This window comes from Parerythrobacter lutipelagi, from assembly GCF_005434975.1.
GTDB classification, from domain to species: domain Bacteria; phylum Pseudomonadota; class Alphaproteobacteria; order Sphingomonadales; family Sphingomonadaceae; genus Parerythrobacter_A; species Parerythrobacter_A lutipelagi.
In genome coordinates this window covers 1,226,479-1,253,104 of sequence record NZ_SKCJ01000002.1, presented here as the reverse complement: position 1 = coordinate 1,253,104, position 26,626 = coordinate 1,226,479, and the positions used below count along the sequence as shown (strand labels likewise).

General features: G+C 59.3%; 23 protein-coding genes. 13 read left to right on the top strand and 10 right to left on the bottom strand.

Annotated features, from left to right (window positions below):
- Positions 1-52: 52 nt before the first annotated feature.
- Together E0502_RS14350 and E0502_RS14345 are read left to right on the top strand one after the other, a co-directional pair.
- Positions 53-610 (top strand): LemA family protein, encoded by a 558-nt coding sequence (locus E0502_RS14350; protein ID WP_137678654.1) that lies wholly within the window; start codon positions 53-55, stop codon positions 608-610.
- Between the two features lie 204 nt (positions 611-814).
- Positions 815-2,017, top strand: coding sequence for a type III PLP-dependent enzyme domain-containing protein (locus tag E0502_RS14345; RefSeq protein WP_137678653.1), 1,203 nt, complete (start codon positions 815-817; stop codon positions 2,015-2,017).
- 2 nt (positions 2,018-2,019) lie between these two features.
- Here the strand turns inward: E0502_RS14345 and E0502_RS14340 are convergent, their stop codons facing one another.
- The 5 genes from E0502_RS14340 to murI form a co-directional block, all read right to left on the bottom strand.
- A complete protein-coding gene (locus E0502_RS14340) occupies positions 2,020-4,425 on the bottom strand; it encodes an outer membrane protein assembly factor BamB family protein (RefSeq protein ID WP_137678652.1) in 2,406 nt (801 codons plus the stop codon).
- Between the two features lie 225 nt (positions 4,426-4,650).
- Entirely contained in the window at positions 4,651-5,340 is a 690-nt protein-coding gene (locus E0502_RS14335; RefSeq protein ID WP_240049129.1) for a nitroreductase, read from the bottom strand.
- A gap of 60 nt (positions 5,341-5,400) precedes the next feature.
- Entirely contained in the window at positions 5,401-7,578 is a 2,178-nt protein-coding gene (locus E0502_RS14330) for a putative bifunctional diguanylate cyclase/phosphodiesterase (protein ID WP_240049127.1), read from the bottom strand.
- A 101-nt stretch (positions 7,579-7,679) separates the two neighbouring features.
- A complete protein-coding gene (gene hemA / locus E0502_RS14325; RefSeq protein WP_137678650.1) occupies positions 7,680-8,900 on the bottom strand; it encodes a 5-aminolevulinate synthase in 1,221 nt (406 codons plus the stop codon).
- Positions 8,901-9,008: 108 nt separating this feature from the next.
- Positions 9,009-9,818 (bottom strand): glutamate racemase, encoded by an 810-nt coding sequence (gene murI / locus E0502_RS14320; RefSeq protein ID WP_137678649.1) that lies wholly within the window; start codon positions 9,816-9,818, stop codon positions 9,009-9,011.
- 98 nt (positions 9,819-9,916) lie between these two features.
- Between murI and plsY the strand changes: the two genes are divergently transcribed.
- From plsY to E0502_RS14295, 5 genes are all read left to right on the top strand, one after another.
- Positions 9,917-10,516 (top strand): glycerol-3-phosphate 1-O-acyltransferase PlsY, encoded by a 600-nt coding sequence (plsY, locus tag E0502_RS14315; RefSeq protein WP_137678648.1) that lies wholly within the window; start codon positions 9,917-9,919, stop codon positions 10,514-10,516.
- Positions 10,513-11,628: a DNA-processing protein DprA gene (gene dprA / locus E0502_RS14310; RefSeq protein ID WP_137678647.1), complete on the top strand. Its 1,116-nt coding sequence runs from the start codon at positions 10,513-10,515 to the stop codon at positions 11,626-11,628. The genes plsY and dprA overlap by 4 nt, the downstream gene beginning before the upstream one ends.
- Before the next feature lie 19 nt (positions 11,629-11,647).
- On the top strand, positions 11,648-12,319 hold the full coding sequence (locus tag E0502_RS14305; RefSeq protein ID WP_137678646.1) for a hypothetical protein: 672 nt from the start codon (positions 11,648-11,650) through the stop codon (positions 12,317-12,319).
- A 108-nt stretch (positions 12,320-12,427) separates the two neighbouring features.
- Positions 12,428-14,998 carry a type I DNA topoisomerase gene (topA, locus tag E0502_RS14300; protein WP_137678645.1) on the top strand — a complete coding sequence of 857 codons (2,571 nt, stop codon included), beginning with the start codon at positions 12,428-12,430 and terminating at the stop codon, positions 14,996-14,998.
- Complete coding sequence (locus tag E0502_RS14295; protein WP_137678644.1) at positions 14,998-15,180, top strand: hypothetical protein; 183 nt, start codon at positions 14,998-15,000, stop codon at positions 15,178-15,180. Before topA ends, E0502_RS14295 begins: the two co-directional genes overlap by 1 nt.
- Before the next feature lie 42 nt (positions 15,181-15,222).
- Here E0502_RS14295 and era read toward each other — a convergent pair whose 3' ends face one another.
- From era to lepB, 3 genes are read right to left on the bottom strand one after another with little or no spacing between them, the layout of a single operon-like run.
- Positions 15,223-16,098 (bottom strand): GTPase Era, encoded by an 876-nt coding sequence (gene era, locus E0502_RS14290; protein ID WP_137678832.1) that lies wholly within the window; start codon positions 16,096-16,098, stop codon positions 15,223-15,225.
- Between the two features lie 26 nt (positions 16,099-16,124).
- Positions 16,125-16,796 carry a ribonuclease III gene (rnc, locus tag E0502_RS14285; protein WP_240049125.1) on the bottom strand — a complete coding sequence of 224 codons (672 nt, stop codon included), beginning with the start codon at positions 16,794-16,796 and terminating at the stop codon, positions 16,125-16,127.
- Positions 16,793-17,635, bottom strand: a complete 843-nt coding sequence (gene lepB, locus E0502_RS14280; protein WP_137678642.1) for a signal peptidase I — start codon at positions 17,633-17,635, stop codon at positions 16,793-16,795. Before lepB ends, rnc begins: the two co-directional genes overlap by 4 nt.
- Positions 17,636-17,742: 107 nt before the next feature.
- Here lepB and pgi point away from each other — a divergent pair, with 107 nt between their 5' ends.
- Positions 17,743-19,278, top strand: a complete 1,536-nt coding sequence (pgi, locus tag E0502_RS14275; protein ID WP_137678641.1) for a glucose-6-phosphate isomerase — start codon at positions 17,743-17,745, stop codon at positions 19,276-19,278.
- On the opposite strand, the gene E0502_RS14270 is transcribed toward pgi, so the two are convergent.
- Both E0502_RS14270 and E0502_RS14265 read right to left on the bottom strand, forming a co-directional pair.
- The gene (locus E0502_RS14270) at positions 19,271-19,657 is read right to left on the bottom strand and encodes a response regulator (RefSeq protein ID WP_240049123.1); all 387 of its coding nucleotides are present in this window, start codon (positions 19,655-19,657) and stop codon (positions 19,271-19,273) included. The genes pgi and E0502_RS14270 overlap by 8 nt on opposite strands.
- 86 nt (positions 19,658-19,743) lie before the next feature.
- A complete protein-coding gene (locus tag E0502_RS14265; protein WP_240049121.1) occupies positions 19,744-20,019 on the bottom strand; it encodes a hypothetical protein in 276 nt (91 codons plus the stop codon).
- 322 nt (positions 20,020-20,341) lie between these two features.
- Here E0502_RS14265 and E0502_RS14260 point away from each other — a divergent pair, with 322 nt between their 5' ends.
- The 5 genes from E0502_RS14260 to E0502_RS14240 all read left to right on the top strand — a co-directional run bounded on the left by E0502_RS14260 (position 20,342) and on the right by E0502_RS14240 (position 26,624).
- Positions 20,342-21,724 (top strand): DEAD/DEAH box helicase, encoded by a 1,383-nt coding sequence (locus E0502_RS14260; protein WP_137678640.1) that lies wholly within the window; start codon positions 20,342-20,344, stop codon positions 21,722-21,724.
- 113 nt (positions 21,725-21,837) lie between these two features.
- Positions 21,838-23,190 (top strand): glutathione-disulfide reductase, encoded by a 1,353-nt coding sequence (gene gorA, locus E0502_RS14255; RefSeq protein WP_137678639.1) that lies wholly within the window; start codon positions 21,838-21,840, stop codon positions 23,188-23,190.
- A gap of 51 nt (positions 23,191-23,241) precedes the next feature.
- Positions 23,242-24,267, top strand: coding sequence for an NAD-dependent epimerase/dehydratase family protein (locus E0502_RS14250; protein WP_137678638.1), 1,026 nt, complete (start codon positions 23,242-23,244; stop codon positions 24,265-24,267).
- Positions 24,267-24,989, top strand: a complete 723-nt coding sequence (locus E0502_RS14245) for an SDR family oxidoreductase (RefSeq protein ID WP_137678637.1) — start codon at positions 24,267-24,269, stop codon at positions 24,987-24,989. Before E0502_RS14250 ends, E0502_RS14245 begins: the two co-directional genes overlap by 1 nt.
- 102 nt (positions 24,990-25,091) lie before the next feature.
- The gene (locus tag E0502_RS14240; RefSeq protein WP_137678636.1) at positions 25,092-26,624 is read left to right on the top strand and encodes an acyl-CoA carboxylase subunit beta; all 1,533 of its coding nucleotides are present in this window, start codon (positions 25,092-25,094) and stop codon (positions 26,622-26,624) included.
- Positions 26,625-26,626 lie beyond the last annotated feature (2 nt).

Genomic DNA, 26,626 nt, shown 5'->3' with positions numbered 1-26,626 from the left:
GCCAGTGATAGCCTCTGTTCTACAATCTGCCAAAGGGATGGGGGAAGCCGGAATGACTGTTGTTTTGATCGCACTCGGGATCGCGGTTCTAGCGCTGCTCTTAATCGTGGTCGGTATTTACAACCGTCTGGTTGGTCTGCGGCAGAATGTGAAGCAGGGCGTGGCCGATATCGACGCGCAATTGCGCCAGCGGCATGACCTTATACCCAATCTGGTCGAGACGGTGAAGGGCTATGCCAGCCACGAGCAGGACACGCTCGACGCCGTAATCGCTGCGCGCAACAATGCCGCGCAAGGCTCCGTCCAGTCGGGCGATGAACAGCAATTGCGCGTCGCCCTCGACCGGCTGCTGGCGTTGGGCGAAGCCTATCCCGATCTCAAGGCCAGCGCCAACTTCCAGGAATTGCAGAGCGAGCTGGCCGATACCGAAGACAAGCTAGCGGCAGCGCGCCGCGCACTGAATGCTGCCGTGTCACGCTACAACACCGGGCGCGAGAGTTTCCCGGCGGTGCTTTTTGCCGGTGCGCTGGGCTTTCAGGAAGCGGATTTCCACCGTCTGGACAACAGCGAAAAAGGGACAGTGGACCAGGTCCCCAAAATCGGCTTCTGACCCCTGGATGCAGGCCAGCGCGCTTGCGGCGCCGTGAGCAAGCGCGGACATTGAACAGTAGAGGGCGCTTGGCGCACCGTCGGCGCTGGTGCGCGTTTTCACTTGCGGTTCACAACAACGCGATTATAGGCGCGATCACTGCCCCAAGGGACTCAACCGCAAGGCAGCCTTGACCGTAAAGCTACCTTCAGGGGGTCCCTTGAGTTGCACATCTATCCTGACGCAAAATCTGTAGTCCGCGATCTGACGCCGGACGAGCCGGTGATCCTCAACCGGCCGCACGCGGCTGCGCGCGCTGCGCGTTTCTTCGTCGATAAATTTCCCGGCAAATCGCTTTACGCGGTGAAGGCGAACCCTTCGCCTGAACTGCTGCAGACCCTGTGGGACAACGGCATCACCCATTACGATGTCGCGTCGATCGCTGAAGTGCGCCTCGCACGGACAACGCTTCCCGACGCGACGCTGTGCTTTATGCATCCGGTCAAGACCGCGCGCGCCATTCGCGAGGCGTATCACAACCACGGCGTGAAGACCTTCAGTCTGGACACCACCGAAGAGCTGGAAAAGATTGTCGATGCTTGCCGCGATGACGAAGGTAATGCGGCGAGCGATCTGCGCCTGCTGGTCCGCCTGCGAGTTTCCTCCGAATATTCAGAGCTGTCTTTGGCATCGAAATTCGGCGCTGAACTGGGCGAGGCGGCCGCTCTGCTCCAGCTGACCCGGCAGCATTGCGACTGGTTAGGCATCTGCTTCCATGTCGGCAGCCAGGCAATGAGCCCATTCGCCTATGTCACCGCGCTCGACCGCGTGCGCGCTGCCATTGCCGAGGCCAGTGTGGTGATCGACATGGTCGACGTGGGCGGAGGCTTCCCGAGCATTTACCCGGGCATGGAACCGCCGCCGCTGGAAGATTATTTCAAGATCATCCACCAGCACTTCTACGCGCTGCCGATCGCCTACAATGCGGAATTGTGGTGCGAGCCGGGCAGGGCGCTGTGCGCGGAATACAGCAGTATGATCGTGCGCGTGGACAAGCGCCGGGGCGACGAACTCTACATCAACGATGGCGCCTATGGTGCGCTGTATGATGCCGCGCATGTGGCGTGGAAATTCCCCGTCGAAGCACTGGAAGACGATTTGCGCGATGCCGATGCCGATTTCGCCTTCTACGGCCCGACCTGCGACGATGCCGATTACATGCAGGGCCCGTTCCCGCTGCCGTCGGACATTCAGGCCGGCGACTACATCGAGATCGGCATGCTCGGCGCTTACGGCACCGCGATGAAGACCGGCTTCAACGGCTTCGGCGATGCGGAACAGGTGCTGGTGGCGGACGAACCGATGCTGAGCCTCTACGACGGCAGCCGCGTGCGGCCCGAGGCGGACAATGTGGTGAGCTTGCGGTAGGGTTAGTCCTTGCTGATTGGCAGCCGAAAAGCGACGAAGCTGCCTCCGACCGTGACTCGATCATCATAAAGACGCAGAGTTCCGCCCCCGGTCGCGGGAATAAGGATATACTGCTGGCCGCGGTAAACATACGTCATCGGCGGTGCCGAACCGATATTGGGTAGTGAATGGCTCCAGAGCAAGCTGCCGTCTTTCGCATTGAAAGCGTGGATCATGGAGTCCTTGGTGCCGCTAGCGAATACGAGCCCGGAGCCTGTGGTCAACAAACCGCCAAAATTCTCTGTGCCTGTGCCATTTATTCCGCGACTTTCGAGTGTGCGATCAATCCCTAGCGGGACCTGCCAGACAATCCGTCCGGTGCTGAGATCGATGCGAGTCAACGTACCCCAAGGTGGGCGTGAACCGGGAAAGCCCTCCAGATCGTAGAGGCGTTCGTAGTCAGCCCTTCGATAGCGAGGCCATGCACTGTCGGTTGCTGTGCCCGACGTAAGGTACTCAATAACCTCGTTTTGCTTGGCCTTGGTTAGCGCGATCGCCGGCATGGCTTGTTGCCCATTTACAATAATCGCCCGTATTGCATCGCGGTCCATCGCATAGCCAACATCTGCAATCGCTGGACCGACTGACCCGTCGAGGTCCTTTCCATGACAAGCCGAACAGTTCTGGAGATAGGTCTGACGGCCAGGCAAGGATTCATCGAGCCTGACATCTCGTTCTGCTACCAGCCGCAGGATGGAAGGGACGTTGTTTGCTGCGACGAAGAAGGCGCCGGATCGCGGGTCAGTCGACGCGCCAGGCCATTCGGCACCGCCATGTAGGCCGTAGAAGACCAGCGGGCGCTTGTTCGATGGCGGCTCGAAGAAGCCGAACGCGGCACCACTCAAATGCTGGGTCACCGATTGCCGATTGACTTCCGCAATGTCGGTAACGTCAGATTCTGAAAAGACTTGCCGCGAAAATGGCTCGGGCAACACAGGCGAAGGCTGATAATCGGCGGTTCTTTCACCCGGCAGGCTGGAGGTCGGTGCACGTCGCAAACGCCAATCGAAGATTGGTCGACCGGTCAATCGGTCAAGCAGCAGTGTGTTGCCCGTCTTTGTCGGTGTTGCGACCACGTCGAATGTCGAACCGGCAATAGTGACAGTTGAAAGTGCTGGTGGCGCCGGAATATCCAAGTCCCAGAGATCATGCCGGATTTCCTGAAATCGCCAGACTACCTTACCTTTGTCGAGGTCGATCGCAATAACGCTTGAAGTCCCTGGATTGTTACCGGGACGCTCGACCCCCACCAAGACAGGTCCAGGATTGCCCGTGCTGACAAAGGCCATGCATCTTCCGGTGTCGATGGAGAACCCGCCCCACGGGTTGCCGCCGGTTTGCCTGGCAGGGCGACCACCGGTTCCCTGCGGAAGGTCGCGCGGGGTCAGCGGTACTGACCATTTCATCTTGCCGTCGATCAGGTCAAAGCTTTGGACGGTAGGGCTGTCGCTTATGTTGGCAGTGATGATCTGCCCGTTGCAAATCGCAGGAGCGACCTTCGATTCCCCGTCTAGCCTCACCGCCCCGCCAGAAAATCTGGCATCCTCCAAGCCTGTTGCTGCATCGAGCGCGTAAAGCGCATTGCCCGCAGTGAAATAAAGCTTCGGTTTCCCGTCAGTGTCTCGGTGAACGAGCAGCCCTCGCTTCGCTGGCGCTGCTGAAGGCTTGAATTCCCAAAGTTCGCGGCCATTCTCAGGGGAAAGCGCTGCGATCGTTCCGCTGGGTGTCACCAGATAAAGACGGTCGCCATCGAACACGGGCGTTGCTTGGATGTTGCCAGCTTTCGCATCCTTGTATTGCCACGCGATCTCCAACTGAGCGACATTTTCCGGTTGAATCTGATCGGCCAAGGAGAAGCGTGTTGCGCCCATGTCTCCAGTGCTTCTTGGCCAGATGCCGTCCAACAATGGCGGTGCTGTAGTTTGACGGGTTCGCTGCTCCGGAGGAACGGCGCGGATATAGGAATATTCCGGAAGGGTTCGTCGATCCTCCGCGCTCTCAATTGAAAATTCTTCGGGCGTCACCCGAGAGTCATAATAAAGGTCCGAGGCCGCAATATATTGTCTTTTCGTCAGGCGCTTGATGCCGTCCCAATAGTCGGGTGCGAATTGACTGATCAGAATGATCGCGGCGAACAGCAGAAGCGTGGCTGCAAGCAAAACACGGAGGAACAATTTCAGGTTGAGGGCCTGCCGAGCTTGCCTGGGTTTTACGCGCATGGTTATCTTTATAATTCCACAGTTTGAGTCGTTCAGGGGTGCACCATTTACTGGCTGGCAGCGGCCTTGGCATGAATGCCGAAACGAGGCTAGCCAGATGTTGAACCGTAGCTGCTTGTCGCTTAGCAAAGGAAAGCGTCGGCTCGGCATTCGAAGCACACAGGCGCGACGCCAAGACTAGATCCCTGTCCTGCAGACTCCCGCACGACATAATCCATCCGATTCATTCGCAACTATGGAGCAACGGATCATGTCCGCATTCGAGATTTCCCCTGCCACCCCCGAATTGCCAATCCAAGAGGCACAAGCCTCTCCCCGTCACCCCCGCGTACGCGGAGATGACGATGGGGTAAATCGGGGTGCTGACCGCGAAACCTAGTCGAACCCCACGAACCGCGCCGCTTCGCTAACCGCGCGGCGGGTGATCTTCACCGGATTGGCAGGAAAGTCGGGGTCGGGCCAGCCTAGCGCGACGGCCTTCATGATGACCTGGTCGTCCGGAATGCTGGCGTGTTCGCGTACGACGGGTGACTGCATGATGCCCTGCGAGTTGATCACGCAGCCGAGCCCGCGGCTCCACGCGGCGTTGACCAGCGCGGTTGTGACCGCGCCGCAATCGAAGGCGGTGTCGTCGCTGCCTGCCAGCTCCTTGTCGTAAGCGATGATCACGCAGACCGGCGCGTCGAACTGGCGGAAGCCGCGCAGGACCCAGTCCTGCCGCTTCTCCTTGTCGCCGCGTTCGATGCCCATGGCTTCGAACAGCTGCACCGCGCAGCCGATCTGGCGTTCACGGTGGACACCGGCAAAGGGCTCGCCGCGGCGGAACTCACGGCTATCAGGCACACCGGCGAGGATGTTTTCAGTGTTGCCCTTGCGGATCCGGTCGAGCGGTTCGCCGGTGAGCACATGAAAATGATAAGGCTGCGTGTTCATCGAGGAGGGCGAGCGCATGGCGAGCGCGAGGACTTCCTCGATCAGGTCCTGAGGGACGGGTTTGTCGAGATAGCCGCGAATGCTGCGGCGGCCGGTGACCACCTCGTCGAAGTTCATGTCCGTGCCTGTCATGCATGCTCCCAGGTTTCGTTTCGAGACTGGTTAGCATGCACGGGTACTGTGTCGAGTGGGTTAGGAGATTCCGCCCGCCGATACTTCCATGAATTTCGGTTTCGACTGGTCGCGCTTGCCCTCTGTCGGACTGGCGGTACCCGGTTTGGCCGGGAGCCCAGCAGCGGCAATAGCGTATTTGGACACGCGGTGGCGGGTGCACAGCCCGCCGGCTCCGTCATTCACCAGAGGCGTTTCGAATTCGACCGCGAACTCCGACCCGGAGGTGCGTCTGACCGAGCAAACCGCAAGCTGGCCTTCGCCCATATCGAGCACCAGCTGGGTTCCGGATTCGAGCCCGACGATACCTTCAAGTCCGGCACCGTTCTGCGACAGGTCGCGCATTACGGCGTTGTAATAATAATCCTCGTGGATCGCGCCAACGCGGCGGAAGACCGAGCGGCGATCGGGGCGGTAGGTTTCAGGCCCATCCGGCTTCATCATGAATTCGCCGCTGGCGATGTGTGCGTCGACCTGATCTTCGGGCAAGGGGCGCGAATAGATGAAGCCCTGAACCAGCTTGGCGCCCTTTTCCTTGACCACCTCGAGCTGGTCGAAAGCTTCAACCCCCTCGACAGTGGTTTCCATGTTGAGCGCGTTGGACAGGCCCACGATGGCGGCGATGATCTTCGCGCTGTTCTTGTCTTTCTGGGTACAGCTATCGACAAAGCTCTTGTCGACCTTGATCTTGTCGAACGGTGCTGCGCGCAAGTAGCTCAGCGAAGAATAACCCGTGCCGAAATCATCTAGCGCAAGGCGCACGCCTAGACCCTTCAGCGCAGCGAACATGCGCTCGGTCTCGTCGGTGTCGCCGACGAAGATGCTTTCCGTCAGCTCAAGTTCGAGCCGGTCGGGATCGAGGCCGGTGTGCGCAAGGGCGTTGGCGACAACGCTGGGGAAGCCCTGGTTGGCAAATTGCACCGCAGACACATTGACCGCCACGCGGACGCTTTTGGGCCATTTCAACGCGGCTTGGCACGCTGTGCGCAAAGCCCACTCGCCGAGATTGTTGATCAGATCGCTGTCTTCGGCGACCGGTATAAACTGACCGGGGCTGACGAAACCACGATCGGGATGTTCCCATCGCATCAGCGCTTCGAGACAAACCACATGGCCGGTCTTGATGGATACCACTGGTTGATAATGCAGGTAGAGCTGGCCCTCTTCGAGCGCGACCCGCAAATCATCAAGCATCACCTGACGGACTTCTTCTTCGTCCTTCAGATCGGAAGAATAAAACCGGAACTGGCCGCGGCCGCCGTTCTTCGCGGCATAGAGCGCGAGATCGGCGCTGCGGATCAGGGCTTCCCGGCCATCGCCGTCGAACGGTGCGATAGCGATGCCCACCGAGGCCCCGATAATGGCACGTTTGTCATCTTCGAGGGCGTAAGGCTGCGAGAGTATCTGGATGATTTTTTCCGCCAGCTCACCCAGGGCACCGCGGTCATCCTGGTCGGCCAGCATGACCTGAAACTCGTCGCCGCCAAGCCGCGCGACAAGTCCGCGCTTGCCGACAAGGTTGGTCAGCCGCTCTGCGACCTGTTTGAGCAGTTCGTCGCCCGCCTGATGCCCAAGTGTGTCATTGACCCGCTTGAACTTGTCCAGGTCGAGCATCAACAGCGCGCAACTGCGTCCGGATGCCTTGTAGGAGGCAAGCGTCCCATCGAGCGAGCGATTGATGTTGTGACGGTTGGCCAGACCAGTGAGCCCGTCGAATTCGGCAAGTTTGGAGTCGACGATCTTGCGTTCGTATTCGTTTGTGACATCGCTCGCGCTTCCGCGATAACCATCGAACTCACCGCTTGGCGTGTGAACCGGATAGCCTGTCAAATTCCACCAGATCTGGCGAACGTCCTGCGACGATTTGTTGAGTGCAAAGCGCACCACCTGCTCGCGGATCTTCTTGTGGCTCTTGACCTGAAATTTGAGCGGTCGCGCGGTCTGCTGGTCAGGATTGTCCTGGTCGATTTCGAAGACTTCCTCGATCTGGTGACCGAGGATGGAATCCGTTTCCTGGCCCAAAGCGTCGGCGGCCATCGGAGAAAGATAACTTATCCGGCCGTCCCTATCGGTCGCCCAGATCCATCCGATCCCTGCTTGTTCGAACTCGTCCAGAATGCGCTCGCGCAAGCGCGATCCGCTGAAATTGGCGCTGCCCTCTTCAGGGACGGGGGCGCGCGACTTGAGGAAACTCGCCATGGACATGGCTGTGCCTTAAGCCCGCTATGGTTACTTATTTGCTAAGCTTCGTGCGCCTGGCCGCGAAGGGCGGGGCCAGTGACCGGAACGGTTGCTTAGCCTCAAGCCGCTTTGCGCAACTCGAGGTCGAGCCGATCCCAGATTTCAACCAGCGCGTCCGTAACGCTGTCCATCATGGCTTCGGTATGGGCAGGTCCCGGTGTGAACCGCAGCCGTTCGGTTCCGCGCGGCACCGTCGGGAAATTGATCGGCTGCACATAAGCGCCGTATTCGGCGAGCAGTATATCGCTGATTTTCTTGGCACGTACAGGGTCGCCCACCATCAGCGGCACGATGTGCGTGACACTGTCCATCACCGGCAGGCCGGCGTCGCGGAATTTCTGTTTGAGCAAAGCCGCGTTGGCCTGCTGCGCATCGCGTTCTTCGGACGATGCCTTGAGGTGCTTTACCGCTGCCAGAACACCGGCGACAAGGGCCGGGCTGAGCGATGTCGTGAAAATGAAACCCGGCGCGTAAGACCGGATGCAATCGACGATCTTGCGATCGGCCGCAATATAACCGCCCATCACACCGAAAGCCTTGCCCAGGGTTCCTTCGATAATGTCGATCCGGTCGGCCGCTTCGTCGCGTTCGGATATCCCGCCGCCGTGCTCGCCATACATTCCGACCGCATGAACTTCGTCGATATAAGTCAGTGCGTTGTACTTGTCTGCCAAGTCGCAGATTTGGTGGATCGGAGCGATATCGCCGTCCATCGAATACACGCTTTCGAATGCGATCAGTTTTGGCGTTTCAGGATCTTCCTCGGCCAGCAATTCTTCGAGATGCGCCATGTCATTGTGGCGGAACACCCGTTTCTCGCACCCCGAATTGCGGATGCCGGCGATCATGCTTGCGTGATTGAGTTCGTCAGAGAAGATTACGCAGCCCGGCAGCAATTTCGAAATGGTCGACAGGGTCGCGTCGTTGGAAACATAGCCGCTGGTGAACAGCAGCGCCGCCTCTTTGCCGTGCAGGTCGGCCAGTTCGCCTTCCAATTCGACATGATAGTGCGTGTTGCCGCCAATGTTGCGCGTACCGCCCGAGCCGGCACCGACATCATGCAAGGCATCTTCCATCGCAGAGATGACCTTGGGGTGCTGGCCCATCGCGAGGTAATCATTCGAGCACCAGACCGTGATCGGCTTGGGCCCGTTGTGGCTGGCAAAACAGCGCGCGTTGGGGAATGCGCCCTTGTTGCGCAGGATGTCGATGAACACGCGATACCGGCCCTCTTCGTGAAGACGGTCGATCGCCTGGTCGAATACCTGATCGTAGTTCATGCAACACTGCCACTTGGCACCGCATAGGAGCGGCTTCGGATGGCGACGGGATTTAGGGCCGTTTGGCGCGCATTTCCACCGCGATCTTTGCGAACGATTCGCAGGAATTCAAAACCGCTCGATGCGATCGAGGCCATAACGACCCAGCGCATCCGAAAGTGGCATGAAATCATCGAGAAGGCCTGTGGTCACCGCCATGTCGGGTGCAGCGCGCTCAAAGTCCTGGCCGTCGAGCAAGCTGACGATCCGTTGCGCGATTCCGTGCGAACCGTCGATCAATCTGACCCTCTGACCAAATTCCCCCGAAAGCTCTTCGATCAAGAGTGGGAAATGCGTGCAGGCGAGCACGACAGTGTCGATCTTTTCGCCCTGCGGCTTTTCGCGGAGAGCCGCGACGGCGCGCTGGATAATAGAGCGGTCGACCGGCTTGCCGCGCAACTTGGCTTCAGCCGGATCGACCAGTTCCGGCGCCCCGTGACGCAGCAGCGTCTTGCCTTGGGCAAAGCGCGCTTCGAGCCGGTCCACATAGGGCTGACGTATTGTTGCCTTTGTGCCAAGAAGTCCGATCACACCGGTTTTCGTCATTGCTGCTGCCGGTTTGATTGCCGGAACTGTTCCGACAACCGGGATTTCCAGTACGTCTCTCACCATGTCGAGGGCAATCGTACTGGCTGTGTTGCAGGCGATGCAGGCGAGACGTGGGCGGTAGCGCTCGCTCATCCGGCCGAGCAAACCCGATACGCGCGCGGCGACTTCGGCTTCGGTTTTCTCGCCATAGGGGAGGCCGGCCTGGTCGGCGGCGAAAATCACCGGTGCTTCTGGCAGCAATTTGCGCAATTCGGCCAGCACGGTAAGCCCGCCAACGCCGGTATCGAAGATCAGGACCGGGGCAATTTTCTCGCTTCTTTCCAATTCCATCGGTCCCGCGCTTGTCCAACGACTGGTTTTGATACTAGGTGCCTAGATAGGAAAAACCCCGTTTCGACAAGCGCGGGGTTTATTGTGCGAGGGTTGGCATGGGAACCGAACTGACATTGAACGTCCTTTGGGCCGCCTTGCTCGGCTATGGTTTCGGTTCGATCCCGTTCGGCCTGATCCTGACCAAAATGGCCGGGATGGGTGATGTGCGCAGCATCGGCAGCGGCAATATCGGCGCGACGAATGTTTTGCGTACAGGAAACAAGGGGTTGGCGGCTGCGACGCTGTTGCTTGATCTGCTCAAGGGTTTCGTACCGGTCTATATTGCGAGCCAGCTTTTCTGGCAGGATATGGGCTGGACTGCATTGTTCGCAGTGATCGGACACTGTTTTCCCGTTTGGCTCAAGTTCAAGGGCGGCAAAGGGGTTGCAACGAATGCGGGCGTCGCCTTTGGTCTCGCATGGCCGCTCGGGCTGATTTATGCTGGCGTCTGGATCGCTATGCTGGCTATCTTCCGGATCAGTTCGCTCGCCGGAATGACCGCCGTTCTCGCTGCAGCGGTGGGCGCATTTGCGATGGGTTTTGTGACACCCGCTAAAGTGCTTGCGCTTATCGCGGTGCTGATCATCTGGCTGCATCGCGAGAATATCAGCCGCCTGTTCGCCGGGACCGAACCAAAGGTTGGCAACAAGACGTGAAAGCCGCAGCGCTTTCCCAGGAAGAGGCATTTGCTCGCATACGGCTGCTTCGCTCGCCTTACATCGGGCCGGTAACCTATCTTCACTTGCTGCAGCGATTTGGTGATGCGCGATCGGCGCTTGAAGGATTGCCGGACCTCGGCAAACGAGGCGGGCGCAGTTACCGTCCGATTGCAGCGGACAAGGTTGAGGCAGAGGTTCTGGCGACCCGCAAGGCCGGGGCGAAATACCTGTTCCATGACTCACCCGACTATCCGCCGCTGTTGCGTGAACTGGAAAGTGCGCCGCCGATCCTGACCTATCGCGGCCGGCTCGAATTGGTGAAGCAACCTTGCGTTGCCATTGTCGGCGCTCGGAACGCGTCGGCGGCAGCGATCAAGCTGGCACGCGAATTCGGCGCCGGGCTGGCGGCGGAGGGATTCGCGGTCGTCTCAGGGCTGGCGCGGGGGATCGACGGTGCCGCACACAAGGGCGCGCTATCGAGCGCGGATGGCGCGTCCACCATCGGCGTAATCGCGAGCGGCATCGAAATCGCTTATCCGCCGCAGCATGCCGAACTGCAGGAACGGATCGCTACTGAAGGGCTTCTCCTTGCGGAACAGCCGCCTGGTACCGAACCACGCGGCAGCCACTTCCCCAGCCGCAACCGGATCATTGCCGGCATTGCCGCCGGAACCTTGGTCGCCGAAGCCGCGCCCAAGTCCGGCTCGCTGATTACGGCACGTCTCGCGGGTGAAGCCGGCCGTGAAGTAATGGCAATTCCGGGTAGCCCGCTCGATGCGCGATCACAGGGCTGCAACAAGCTGATCCGGGACGGAGCGGTCCTGGTTCAGGCGGTCGATGACGTGGTCGAACTTCTAAGGGGGTTCGATGGCACACCCCGTTCGAGTTTTCGCGAGGCGAACGCCCCTGATTTCACTCCGCATGAAGAATTGGCAGAGGCCGATCCGGCCGACATCGCCAGTTTGCTAACCACCGCGCCGGTGGCGATAGACGAACTGATCCGCCAATCGGGCGAAAGCGCCGCGTCTGTGCAAATGGCACTGCTTGAGCTTGAAATTTCCGGCCGATTGCAGAGGCATGCGGGCGGACGAGTCAGTGTTCACAACTGACCGCTGATGGGGCGCATTGATGGCATTGAATGAACCAAGGCAGGCAAACATCGGCGACTTTCTCGGCGGTGCTTTTCTGGAGCTTGGGCTGATCAAGCGCGAGATCGGGTTATACTTTGCAGGTTTCGGGTTTCTTGGCTTGCTTGGTTATGCAGCAAAGTCGCAAACCGTCGGCCTTGGCGGGCTCATCGGGCTAGCCGGCTTTGTCGCCTATTGGGTCGCGCACTACTGGTTGTTTCAGCAACTGATGCAGCGGCACGGCATTGTCGAAGATGACCGATTTCGCGTTTTCCAGCTGTTTTTCATGGCGCTGCTCATCGGGATTGCAGCGGGATTTGCGACCAATTTTCTGGTCGTCCCTGGCGTGATCCTGATGGCCAAATGGATCATGGCTCCAGCTTTTCTGGTCGCCAGAGACCGCAGTCTGTTCCAGGCGATGGGGGACAGCTGGAGCGCCAGCGACGGTAGCACACTGCAACTCAGCCTGGCTGTGTTCGTCATCCTGTTCGGGTGGTTGATAGCCTATGGCGCAGTGTCAGGATTGGCCGGTGCGCTTGGACGCAATTCTCCGCTTACGGTCCTGCCAGGACTGGCGCTTCACATCTTGCCGATAGTGATGATGGGGCTCTCGGTCGCGGTATATCGCATTCTGACCGAGCCGACGTCCGAGGTCGCCGACGTGTTTGCCTGACCTGCAATCCTCCGACAGGACTTGACCAAACCGGCTTGACCAACGCAAAGGGCGGCACAAAATCGCGCGTACGTACACGTATACGCGTAAGGGACAGTTCCAGCAGACATGCAACTTGTAATCGTAGAATCGCCCGCCAAGGCGAAAACAATCGAAGGCTATCTCGGCAAGGACTTCAAGGTTCTCGCTTCTTATGGCCATGTTCGTGATTTTCCGAAGAAGGACGATGCAGTCCGTCCGGAAGAGGATTTCGCGATGACCTGGCAGGTCTATCAGGACAAGCGGAACAAGGATCAGGTCAAGGCAATCGTCGACGCGGCGAAGCAATCCGACCGTCTCGTCCTCGCGACTGACCCTGACCGCGAAGGCGAAGCGATCAGCTGGCATGTTCTGGAACTGCTCAAAAAGCGCAAAGCGTTGCCGGACAAGGTCGATCGCGTGACCTTCAACGCGATTACCAAGGCTGCCGTTACCGGAGCGATGGGCAAGCCGCGTGATATCGATATGGATCTGGTGGATGCCTATCTCGCGCGGCGTGCACTCGACCGTCTGTTCGGGTTCACTCTTAGTCCGGTGTTGTGGCGCAAGCTGCCCGGCGCGAAATCGGCCGGGCGCGTACAGTCGGTTGCCCTGCGCCTGATTTGCGAGCGTGAACACGAGATCGAGATTTTCCGGCCTGACGAATATTGGTCGATTGTCGCCAAGCTGGAACAGGACGGGACCGGCTTTGATGCACGGCTGGTCAAATATGATGGCAAGAAGCTCAAGAAGCTTTCGCTTGGCGAAGCGGGCATAGCAAACGAAGCCAAAGCCAAGATCGAGAACGCTCCGTTCACGATCGAAGAGATCGAGACCAAGCCGCTCAAACGGCATCCTTCGCCACCATTCACCACCTCGACCTTGCAGCAGGAGGCCTCACGCAAGCTTGGCTTCAACGCTAGCCATACGATGCGCTGCGCTCAGAAGCTGTACGAAGCGGGTCTGATCACCTACATGCGGACCGACGGCGTTCAGATGGACGGCAGCGCGATCTCCGCCTGCCGCAAAGCCATCGCTGACCGCTATGACGGGCATTACTTGCCCGAGAAGCCGCGGCACTATTCGAGCAAGGCAAAGAATGCGCAGGAAGCGCATGAGGCCATCCGCCCGACAAACTTTACGCAGGCCACTGCAAGCTCCGGCGACGATGCCAAGCTTTATAGCCTGATATTCAAGCGCGCCATGGCAAGCCAGATGCAGTCGGCCAGCCTTGAGCGGACCACCGTGACACTGCGTGATCCTGCGGGACTGCATGAATTGCGGGCCACTGGCCAAGTTGTGAAGTTTCCCGGCTTCCTCGCCGTCTATGAAGAGGGGCGGGACGACAGCAAGGACGATGATGAAGGCTTGCTGCCGGTCATGCACAAGGGCGACGCGCCAGGAAAGAAGGCGGTCGAGGCGAACCAGCATTTCACACAGCCACCGCCGCGTTTCTCCGAGGCCTCACTGGTCAAACGGCTTGAAGAGCTGGGGATCGGGCGACCGTCTACCTATGCGTCCACGATCCAGACCCTGCGCGACCGCGACTATGTGCGAATGGAGAAAAACCGTTTCTTTGCAGAGGAATCAGGGCGATTGCTGACAGCGTTTCTCGAGCGCTTCTTTCCGCAGTATGTCGCATATGACTACACCGCAGGCTTGGAGGACGAGCTGGATGTCGTCTCCGACGGGCGGGAGGCCTACAAGGATTTGCTGAGCAAATTCTGGAAAGACTTCAAACCGAAGACGGATGAGGTCATGGAGCGCCAGCCGTCAGAAGTGACCGAAGTGCTTGATGAGTATCTGTCGGACTTCCTGTTCCCGCCGCGCGAAGATGGCAACGATCCGCGATACTGCCCGCTGTGCGACAAGGAAGGCCGCAAGGATGGCCGTCTGGCTCTGCGAGGCGGCAAATATGGTGCGTTTGTTGCCTGCGCCAATTATCCCGAGTGCAAATTCACCCGCCGTTTTGCCCAGCCGGGCGCCGATGGCGATGATGGTTCACAAAATTCGGTGATGGGTGAACACCCCGAAACCGGGCTTGAGATTCATCGCAAATCGGGCCGCTTCGGTCCTTATGTCCAGATGGGCGATGGCAAGGATGCGAAGCGTGCGAGCATTCCCAAAGACATCGACGATTTTGACCTTGAATGGGCGGTCAAACTCCTCGGCCTGCCGCGAATAGTCGGTGAGCATCCCGAGACAGGCAAGGAGATCGAAGCGGGATTGTGGCGTTATGGTCCCGCCGTTCGTTCGGACGGCAAATACGGCAAGCTACAGAATACGCAGGAAATATTCGAAATCGGTATGAACCGTGCGGTCGACCTGATCGCGCAGGCGGCCGACCGGAAGGGCGGCAGCCGCGGTAAGGCTGAGCCGATCAAAACGCTCAAGGAACATCCGACCAGCGGCGGCGAGATGAAGGTTATGCCCGGGCGCTATGGTCCTTACGTCACTGACGGCACGACCAATGCGACCATTCCGAAGGATATCAAACCAGAGGACCTGACCGAGGAACAGGCGATCGAACTGATCGATGCCCGCGCCGCGAAGGGGCCCGCGAAGAAAAAACGGAAGAAGGCAGCGCCGAAGAAGAAAGCGCCTGCGAAAAAGAAAACCGCCGCTAAGAAGAAGCCAGCAGTCAAAAAAACGGCTGACTGATGGGCAAGGAACGCTTCGAGCGGCATAAGCAGCCATGGAAAGCAGACGAGGCCGGTCAGCTTCGTCTGCTTGCAGGTAAGGGCAAGGGCCTGAGGGAAATTGCCAAGGCTATCGGTCGCAGCGAGGAATCGACGAAGGACTTCGCCAAGAAGAACAAGATCGAAATTCAGAAGAAGCGCTGAGATGGGCCGGGGCGCGAGGGCCTATCGCCTGGACTGGTCTTTTCACTTTCCGAACTCCAGCCCGATCTCCTCGTAGATCTCCTTGTCATCTTCCCACTTCTCGTCGACTTTGACGTGGAGGAAGAGGTGGACTTTCTGACCGAGAATTTCTGACAGCTCAGCACGCGCGGCTTCGCCGATCGATTTGATCATGCTGCCACCTTTGCCGAGCACGATGGGCTTCTGGCTGGAGCGCCCGATGACGATTTGCTGGCGGATCTCAACGCTGCCGTCCGGCCGCTGGGTGTAGCTTTCGGGGCGAACCGCGCTGTCATAGGGCAATTCGTCATGCAGTTGCTGATACAGCTGTTCGCGGGTGATCTCCGTCGCAAGCAATCGTTCGCTGGCATCGCTGACCTGATCTTCGGGATACATCCATTCCGCTTCGGGCATCATCGCGGAGAGCGCATCTTTCAGTTCAGGCACGCCGTCGCCGGTCAACGCCGAGATGAAATAGATTTCCTCGAAACCTGCTTTTTCGCCAAGTTCTTGAGCCAGCGCCAGCAGCGGTTCCTTTTTGGCTTTATCAACCTTGTTGAGGACAAGGATCTTGCGCTCTGGGCGGTTGGCCAGGCTTTCGATCAACGGCTCAAGCTCGTGCCGTCGCTGTTTGAGGGGATCGACCAGCAGCAAAACTGCATCGGCCGCCTCCGCGCCTTCCCAGGCTGCACTAACCATTGCCCGGTCGAGCCGCCGCTTTGGCGAGAAAATGCCGGGCGTGTCGACAAGGATCATCTGGACATTACCATGCAGGGCAATGCCCAGCATCCGTGCACGGGTCGTCTGGGCCTTGGCACTGGTAATCGCGACCTTCTGACCAACCAGCTGATTGACCAGTGTGGATTTGCCCGCATTCGGCGCACCAAGCACGGCTACCATGCCGCATTTCTGTTGTGTGTTGTTGGTCAACCAAAACGCTCCATGAATTGACGGGCCGCTTCGGTTTCGGCCTCCTGCTTGCTGTTTGCGGTGGCTACCGCGTCGCCGACGTTGTGAACGGCCACTCGCACCGTAAAGCTTGCTTTGTGATCAGGTCCGGAGCGTTCGAGTAGATCATATTTGGGGGGGCGACGCTGGTTTCCGGCGGCCCATTCCTGCAACGCGCTTTTCGGGTGCTTTGCAATCCCTGCCGTTCCGCCAAGGAGCGGGGCCCACAGATGCAAAATTACTCCGCGGGTCTGATCGAACCCGTTTTCGATGAAGCTTGCGCCAAGTAGCGATTCCATCACGTCGCCGAGGACATTCTCGCTCTCCGCCGCACCATCATCCCGCGCTTGCTTTCCAAGGTAGATATGTTCGCTTGCTCCGATTTCACGCGCGACAGCCGCGCAAGCTCCCTTGCTGACCAATGCGTTCAGGCGTTGAGCAAGCTTGCCTTCGGCACCGTTGCTGTGGCGAAACAGCCATTCTGCGGTAGCAAGCCCGAGCACCCGGTCGCCCAGGAATTCCAGCCGCTGATAATCGCGTTCGGCACCTGTGCTGCCATGCGTCAGCGCTTCGAGCCAGATGGCTTCGCCGTGCAATTTGAAGCCGTGTTGCTCCAACCATGCGCGCGATTTTGCGCCGAGTTCACTCACAGGCCATCGCCCACGCGGCTGCCGCGCAAGGCTGTGAACCATGTCCACGGCAAGAGCCATTCAGCGCTTCCGTCGGTCGACCACATCAGCACTTCTGCCCGGCCGACAAGCAGTTCCTGGTCGATCAAGCCGACACCGCCGCCGGAAACGGCAGCGAAGCGACTGTCCTGCGAATTGTCTCGATTGTCGCCCATCATGAAGACCTTGCCTTCCGGCACAGCTATCGGGCCGAAGTTGTCTTGCGGCGTTGGACCGAAGTCGAGAACATTGTAGCTCTTGCCGCCAGGTAACGTTTCGCGGAACTGGGTATAACGGCATGCATCGCCGTCTTCGGTGGTGATCTGCTCTCCCATTGGATTGCATCTTGTGTTGGGCGAAAGCGGGATGACGAAGTCCTCGATCTGCTCTTTGGGAACAGGTTCACCATTCAGGATGACCTGCCCCTCGCGCATTCCGATCATGTCTCCCGGCACACCGATTACGCGCTTGATGTAATCGGCTTTGTCGACCGGGTGTTTGAAGATAGCGATATCGCCGCGTTCGGGTGTGCCGCCAAAGACCCGGCCTGGTATCAGCGGGGCGCTGTAGGGCAGCGAGTGCTGCGTGTAGCCGTACGCCCACTTCGACGCGATCAGGTAATCACCGTTCATCAGACGCGGGAGCATGCTCTCGGAAGGAATGTTGAATGGCGAAAAGAAGAAGCTGCGGAAAACCAGCACGATAACGGCCAGCTTCAGCAGGAAAACAAAGAAGTTGTCCTCTTTCTTCTCGGGCTTGTCGCCCGATCCCGATTGGGTGGGATCGTCCGCGTTGGCTGCGTCGGCTGTCGCTTCAGTCATCGAAGGGTCTCAGCGCGGAATTCGTATCCGTGCACGTTCTTGGTCTTTGCAATCATGGCGCTGTTCCCTACTCGCCGAAGAGCAAGAGGGAAAAGGAAATTTTGCGCATGGCCGATACCGCCGCGATCTGGAAACAACTGGCTGACCATAGTCGGCGGACTCTTTCGGCCTTGTTCGAGGAAGATGGCCGGCTTGATCTACTCAGCACCAGACTGGAATGGGGGGAAGGGGACCTGGCTGGCGGTATCCGCTTCGATTGGTCCAAGACCCATCTCGATGCCAAGCTGCTGGCGCTGTTCGAACAGCTTGCCAGCGCCTCCGGCTTTGCTGAGCAGCGTGACCAGTTGCTGACTGGTGCCAAGATCAATGTCACAGAAGGCCGCGCCGCCGAGCATATCGCGCAAAGGGGCGTGGGAGCAGAGGCTTCTGTCGAAGAAGCTGCCGCGCTGCACTTGCGGATGAAGATGCTGGTCGAGGCTATCCACCAGGGAGCACTCGGTGAAGTCAATCATCTGATCCATATCGGGATCGGCGGCAGCGCGCTGGGGCCGGCGATGGCGGTCGATGCGCTGACACGAGATCTCGAATTGGTCGATGTCCATGTCGTATCCAATATCGACGGGCTGGCGCTGGAGCAGGCGTTTGCTGCATGCGATCCGCCTACCACGATGATCGCGGTCGCTTCAAAGACCTTCACTACGATCGAGACCATGACCAACGCTGACAGTGCGCTGAAATGGCTGGCGGACAGCGGTGTCAGCGATCCCTCTGGCCGGGTCGTCGCCTTGACCGCCAATCCGGAAGCGGCCGTGCTTTGGGGTGTCGATGAAACACGAATTCTGCCGTTTCCTGAGAGTGTAGGCGGGCGATATTCGTTGTGGTCGTCGATCGGTTTCCCGGTCGCGATCGCCGCCGGGTGGGACGAGTTCGAAGCGATGCTGGCCGGCGGTCAGGCGATGGATGAGCATTTTCGCGACACCGAAGGGCGAGCCAACCTGCCGCTCCGCGCAGCCTTTGCCGATCAGTATTATACGCGCATACGCGGATGCCAGACCCGCGCCTGTTTTGCCTATGACGAGAGGTTGTCGCTGCTCCCCGACTATCTTCAGCAGCTCGAAATGGAGTCGAACGGGAAGCGCGTGAAAACGTCAGGCGATCCGGTCGAAGGCGCGACCGCACCGGTCACCTGGGGCGGAGTGGGCACCGATGCGCAGCATGCGGTGTTCCAGTTGCTGCATCAGGGCACGCACCTGGTTCCGGTCGACTTCATCGCCAGCATTGCGCCCGGCGATGAGTTGAATCCGGCGCATCACCGTATCTTGCTGACCAATTGCTTCGCTCAAGGCGCGGCGCTGATGGCGGGTGGCAATATGGCCGAGGATGGGAAGGACCCCGCGCGCGCGTTTCCGGGTGACCGGCCAAGCGCGACAATGCTGTGCGATGATCTCGACGCAGCGACGCTCGGCGCGCTGATCGCCTTTCACGAACACCGCACATTTGCCAATGCGGTGTTGATGGGCATCAATCCGTTCGACCAGTTTGGCGTAGAGCTGGGCAAGAAAATGGCGAATGACATCGATACGGGCGATGTCAGTTTCGATTCGAGTACGGAAGCGCTGCTAGCGGCGGCGGGGCTTAAATAGCTCCGATCTTCTCCAGTTTTGCCTGCATGCTGGCCTTGTCGAACGGCTTGACGATCCACTCGGTTGCACCGGCGTCGATGCCTTTGTGGATATCGATCGCGTCGGAATTGGTGGTGCAGAACATCACTCTCGGTACGGCGTCGCCGTAAAGTTCTCGCAGCGCCTTTAGGGTCTCGATGCCGGACATGTTGGGCATGTTCCAGTCGAGCGTGATCAGATCGGGCATTCCGTCGGCCTTCACCCGGGCGAGGGCTTCCTGGCCATCTTCCGCTTCCGTCACTTCGTAGCCGAACTCCTGCAGGATCGCGCGGGATGCGCGGCGGACCATGCGGCTGTCGTCGACAATCAGTGCGCGGCGCGGCGCCTTCGGGGCGTGCACGGCGGGTGCTGCCGCAGGTTTTTCGTTGATGGTTCCTACCGTCCTTGCTCCCGACGGGGCGGGAGAGGATGGGGCCTGGCGTTTGATCAGGTTCTGAATGGGACGACCTCTCGCTCGTTCTCTTCGGCATCGTTGGCCGCCGTCGAAGCTTCGCTGTCTGCCGGTGTCATCCGGACATGGAGATAGGGCACCCAGACCTCGCCATATTCGGCTTTCTGGTACCACACATCGAGCACATCGTAAGAAGCCCAGAAGCCATTCGGCTCCTTCAGGCGAATCCCTTCACCAATGCGAGGAACAGCGGAGAACCGCAGGCGGTCCTGCGTTTGGCGTTCTTCATTCTGGATTTCAACTTCGATCACGACCGTCAGTCCTCTCGGGCCAGCTGCCCGGTTCCCTTGCGTGATGCTACGTAGCTGCAAAACCTTGCTGAATTCCCAACGTCCGGCGAATGATTGATTGACATTGCACTGCAGCACGACCACATGCGGCACATCGGAACGCATTGCAGCGTGAACTGGCGGACTGTTACAAAGACCGCCCCGGCAGCGTTTCGGTCGATTTTCCCAAGGACTTCCCTTTTCACGCGGGTCGTTTTGACACCCGCGCCGCGCGATGATTCCATCCGGAATCCGCCAGAATGCAAGTCGTGCGCCGCATATATTGCGAGTTTGATACAAACCAATGACTACCAATTCCGACGAGCTCGGCACTTTTGACCAGCTCGGTCTGTCGCAACCCGTGCTTCAGGCACTCGACCTGAAGGGCTATTCCGAGCCGACCCCGATTCAGGCGCAGGCCATTCCGCCAGTGCTGTCAGGTCGTGATCTGCTGGGTATCGCTCAGACCGGTACCGGCAAGACCGCTGCGTTCATGCTTCCGAGCATCGACCGTCTGCGCGACGCCGACAAGCAGACACCTTTCAAGAGCTGCCGCATGCTCGTGCTTGCTCCGACGCGTGAACTGGCCGGGCAGATTGCCCAGTCGGCCAAAGATTATGGCGCGATGGCGGGCCTCAAAGTGCATTCCATTGTCGGCGGCACATCTGTCGGCAAGGATCGCAACAAGCTGCACCGGGGGACCGATATTCTTGTCGCTACGCCGGGGCGCCTGCTCGATCTGATCGACCAGAAAGCTTTCAAGCTCGACCAGGTCGAAATCCTCGTCTTGGACGAAGCGGATCAGATGCTCGATCTCGGCTTCATCCACGCGCTCCGCAAGATTAACGAGCTGGTACCGAAAGAGCGTCAGACGCTGTTCTTCAGCGCAACCATGCCGAAGGCGATCAAGGAACTGGTCAGCCAGTATTGCCGCAATCCGGTGCAAGTCTCGGTAACACCCGAAAGCACGACTGCAGAGCGGATCGATCAATATCTGTTCATGGTTCAGCAGGACGAAAAGCAATCGCTACTCGAACTCATGCTGTCCGAACGACATCAGGTGCCCGGAAAGTTCGAACGCGTGCTGATCTTTGCCCGGACCAAACACGGTTGCGACCGCATTGTGAAGAAGCTTTCACAGCGCGGCATTCCGGCCAATGCAATTCATGGCAACAAAAGCCAGCCGCAGCGCCAGCGCGCGCTTGATGAGTTCAAGCGGGCGAAGACGCCAATCCTGATTGCGACCGATGTTGCCGCGCGCGGGATCGATATTCCCGGTGTGAGCCACGTGATCAATTACGAATTGCCCAACGTGCCGGAACAGTATGTTCATCGCATCGGCCGCACCGCGCGCGCCGGAGCGGACGGCATCGCGATCGCTTTCTGCGCCGAGGACGAGCGGGCCTATCTCAAGGATATTCGCAAGCTCACCGATGCAGAATTCGAACGGCTTCCGTTGCCGGACAATTTCCGTGCAGTGGTCGAAGGTGTCGGCCCGACGAAACGTGAGCAGAAACAGCGTACGCGGGTGAATCCCCGGCCGAAGAACGGCGCACCTCGCGCCGGCCGTCCGAAGCAAAAGCATCCTGCGCGCAAAGGTAACCCGGCAGCTGGCGGTCAGGGCAAACCCGGCGGTGGCAATCGCCAGCGCCGCGGCGGCCGGTCCGGCGGCACCGGGAACCGCTAACTTGTTTCAAACGCTGTAACCCGAAGCCCGGCTCCGCCGAATGATCGGCGGAGTGGGCGGTTGGCAAGGATCATTCGACGGTCCATATCGCCGCCGCAAACAGGAGTTCCAGCATGGCCGACGAATACGACTACGACCTTTTCACTATCGGCGCAGGATCGGGCGGCGTAAGGGCTTCGCGCGTGGCTGCCGCGCATGGCGCGCGGGTTGGCCTGGCGGAGGAACACCGGGTTGGTGGAACCTGTGTGATCCGCGGCTGCGTGCCCAAGAAGATGCTGGTCTATGGCGCACATTTTGCGGAAGATCTGGAAGACGCCAAGCAATTTGGCTGGGATGTCGGCGAATGCACATTCGACTGGGTCAAGCTTCGCGACAACGTTTTGAACGACGTCAGCCGGATCGAGGGCCTTTATACCGAAACGCTGGAAAACCATGACGTCGACATATTTCATGAGCGTGCAGAACTGACCGGCGCACATGAAATAACTCTGGCCAGCGGGAAGGTTGTCAGCGCGAAACATATCCTGATCGCAACCGGCGCGCGGCCCCATGTGCCAGGCTGCGATGGCCACGAACTGGGCATTACCAGCAACGAAGCTTTCCATCTGGACGCTATCCCCGAACGGGTCCTGATTGCGGGCGGCGGCTATATCGCCAACGAGTTTGCCGGTATATTCAACGAATTCGGAGCGAAGGTGACGATCATCAACCGCTCGGACACATTGCTGCGCGGATACGATCATTCACTGCGTGACCGCCTGCTTCAGATCAGTATCGCCAAAGGCATCGACTTTCGCTTCAACGCGGAATTTCGTGGCATCGAAAAAACCGACGAAGGCTGCCTCAACGTCTCGATGACCAATCATGATGATTTGGAAGTCGACTGCGTGCTGTTCGCCACCGGGCGTGTGCCCAACACGGAAGGGCTCGGCCTAGACGCAGCAGGTGTCCAGTTGGGCGACAAGGGCGAAGTGATTGTCGACCAATTCAGCAAAACCAACGTGGACCACATTTACGCGGTGGGCGACGTTACCGACAGGGTTCAATTGACCCCGGTCGCTATCCGGGAGGGGCAGGCGTTCGCCGACACTGTTTTTGGCGGCGGCGAGCCTGTGGCAGTCGACCATACAGTTATTCCCGCAGCTGTGTTCAGCCATCCACCGATTGCCGCTGTCGGCATGACCGAAAGCGAGGCGCGCAACAAGATTGGTGACATTGAAGTGTACCAGTCGGACTTCAGGGCCATGAAGAATGTCGTCGCGGGACGGAACGAACGCAGTCTTTACAAGATGATCTGCGAAGCCGGCACAGGCAAAATACTCGGGATCGGGATGATCGGTCCCGAGTCCCCGGAGATCATGCAAGCCGCCGCAGTGGCGGTGAAGGCCGGCCTGACCAAAGCCGATTTCGACGCCACGACCGCGATCCACCCGACCATGGCCGAAGAGTTGGTTCTGCTGAAGTAAGTTGCCGCTAGAAACCGTTCCGGCTAGCCTTTCGCCCAAGGGAGAAAAGGCATGGCTGGAACGGTTCTTGTAACGGGCGGCACGGGATATATTGCTGGCGAATTGATCCGCCAATTGTTGTCGAAGGGCTGGAAGGTCCACGCGACAGTGCGCAACAAGGCCAAAAGCGAAGACGCCCTGCGCCAGCGGGTCGGCGATCCGGACGATGACAGCTTCAAGGTCTTCGAGGCCGAACTGATGAGCGACAAGGGCTGGGCCGAAGCGATGTCGGGCTGCACCCACTGCGCGCATGTCGCTTCACCCATCGCTGTCTCCACGCCAAAGCATGAAGACGAAATGATCGTGCCCGCTCGCGAAGGGACACTTCGGGCCCTGCGCTTCGCCAAGAGTGCTGGAGTGAAGCGGTTCGTGCAAACCAGCTCGATGGCGGCAGTCGCTTACGGGCGTGACGAGAAAGTCTACACCGTAGACGAAAATGACTGGACCGACGTCGATCACCCCGATGTCTATCCCTACGTAAAATCCAAGACAATCGCCGAACGAGCTGCCCGGGACTGGGTCACTGCGGAGGGCGGCGACATGGAATTCGTGTCGGTCAATCCGTCGATGGTACTCGGTCCGGTCGACGATCCGGATTTCTCGCCTTCGGTGGAGGCGGTCAAACAAGTGCTCGACGGGTCCATGCCGATGGCTCCCGATCTTGGCTTTGCCATCGTCGATACGCGAGATTGTGCCGAGCTCCACCTGCGCTGCCTCGAAGAACCGGGCCTGATCAATGAGCGTTTCCTGGCCTCGGGCCGGTTCATGAAAATTATCGAGATCGCCGAGGTCATCCGCAAAGCCTTGCCGCCGGAGCAGACGAAGAAAGTTCCGAAGCGGATCATGCCGAACTGGATGGTCTCGGTCCTCAGCCTGTTCAACCCGGGCGTGAAATCGATCAAGGGAGAGATCGGCAAGACCCGCAACACCGATGCTACGCATGCGAAAGAGCGTCTCGGCTGGGAAACACGCTCCGCTGAAGAGAGCATCATCGATTGTGCAAAGAGCCTGATCGAAAAAGGCGTGGTGAAGGTCTGATGGATATCACTGCCAAGACCATTTTGCTGACAGGCGGGACAGCGGGGATCGGGCAAGAACTGGCGCGCCAACTCAAGGCAAAGGGCGGGACAGTCGTACTGACAGGGCGCAATATCGAGCGGCTCGATGCGATGCGGGGCGAGGGATTCGAAACAATCCGTGCCGATCTTTCCAATGCCGCGGGTGTTGATGCGCTGGTCGCGGAACTGGGTGAGCGTGAGATCGACATCCTGATCAACAACGCGGGCCAGTTGATTGCCTACGATTTTCGCAAGGGCGCTCCCGATGCCGATGCGACGGACGACGGCATATACGCCAATTTGCAGGCGCCGATCCGGCTGATTACCGCGCTGATGCCAACCCTCAAATCGCGGCCCGAGGCTGCGATCGTCAACGTGACTAGCGGGCTGGCGATTGCCCCGGCAAGCCGCCAGCCAATCTACTGCGCGACGAAGGCCGGACTGCGGTCCTACACGCTTGCGCTGCGCCACCAGTTGGCCAGGACCGGCATTCATGTGATCGAGGCGCTGCCGCCTGTGGTCGACACGCAGATGAATGCCGACAATGATTTGAGCAAGATGCCGGCTGCCGAATGCGCGCGGCAGATCGTCACCGCGATCGAGAAGAACAGCGCGGAAGCGAATATCGGGCAGGTCAGAATGCTGCGGGTGGCCGAGAGCATCTCTCCGGCGCTTGCCCGCAATCTGATGATCCGCTTCTAATCAGCTCTTGACCCGGCCTCCACGCCCTCCCGCTTGACCCTGCGGAATGGTCGCGGCAAGGCTCCGGCGAGCAAACATAACAACCAGAATGCAGGGGGCTGAATGTCCGCCAATATCGCCGAAATGGAACGCCGCCGCGAAGCCGCCAAACTGGGCGGCGGAGAGAAACGGATCGCCGCGCAGCACGCCAAGGGCAAGCTGACCGCGCGCGAACGGCTTGACGTGCTGCTGGACGAAGGTTCGTTTGAAGAACTCGATACCTATGTCGAGCATGATTGCGTCGATTTCGGGATGCAGGACCAGAAAATCCCCGGCGATGGTGTCGTCACCGGATCGGGCACGATCAATGGCCGGCTGGTCTATGTGTATTCGCAGGATTTCACTGTCTTCGGCGGCAGCCTGTCGAAACGCCATGCTGAAAAAATCTGTAAGGTGATGGATACGGCAATGAAGGTCGGCGCGCCGGTCATTGGCCTCAATGATTCCGGTGGCGCGCGCATTCAGGAAGGCGTGGCGTCACTCGGCGGCTATGCCGAGGTGTTCCAGCGCAACGTGCTCGCCAGCGGCGTCGTGCCGCAGATCAGCCTGATCATGGGGCCGTGTGCGGGCGGGGCGGTATATTCGCCTGCGATGACTGACTTCATCTTCATGGTGGAGGACAGCTCCTACATGTTCGTGACCGGCCCCGATGTGGTGAAGACGGTGACCAACGAAGTCGTGACTCAGGAAGAACTGGGCGGGGCGAAGACGCACACCACAAAGACTTCCGTCGCCGACAACAGCTTCGAGAACGACATCGAGACACTGCTCGCGACGCGGAACTTCTTCGATTACCTCCCTCTCTCGAACAGAGAGGAAGTCCCCGAACGTCCGACCTCGGACGCATGGGACCGCGAAGAGCCAAGCCTCGATACGCTGATCCCCGACAATGCCAACCAGCCCTATGACATGCACGAAGTCATCCGGAAGACGCTGGACGAGGGCGATTTCTTCGAGATCCAGCCGAACCATGCGGGCAATATCCTGGTCGGCTTTGGCCGTGTCGAAGGGCGAACCGTAGGCGTGGTCGCGAACCAGCCGATGGTGCTCGCCGGCGTGCTCGACATCAATTCTTCGAAAAAAGCCGCGCGGTTCGTGCGTTTTTGCGATGCGTTTGAAATTCCGATCCTGACCTTCGTCGATGTGCCCGGCTTCCTTCCCGGCACCGATCAGGAACACAATGGCATCATCAAGCACGGCGCGAAGCTGCTGTTCGCCTATGCCGAGGCGACCGTGCCCAAGATCACCGTGATCACCCGCAAGGCCTATGGCGGCGCCTATGACGTGATGGCGTCAAAGCACCTGCGCGGCGATCTGAACTACGCGTGGCCCACCGCAGAAATCGCCGTAATGGGCGCGAAGGGCGCGGTTGAGATCATCTTCCGCCAGGACCGCGACGATCCCGACAAGATTGCCGAGAAAACCAAGGATTACGAAGACCGCTTCGCCAACCCCTTCGTGGCGGCGCAGAGAGGCTATATCGACGAGGTGATCTACCCGCATTCGACCCGCAAGCGGATCGCGCTGGGGCTAAGGAAGCTGCGAGGGAAGCAGCTTGAGAACCCGTGGAAAAAGCATGACAATATTCCATTGTGAGG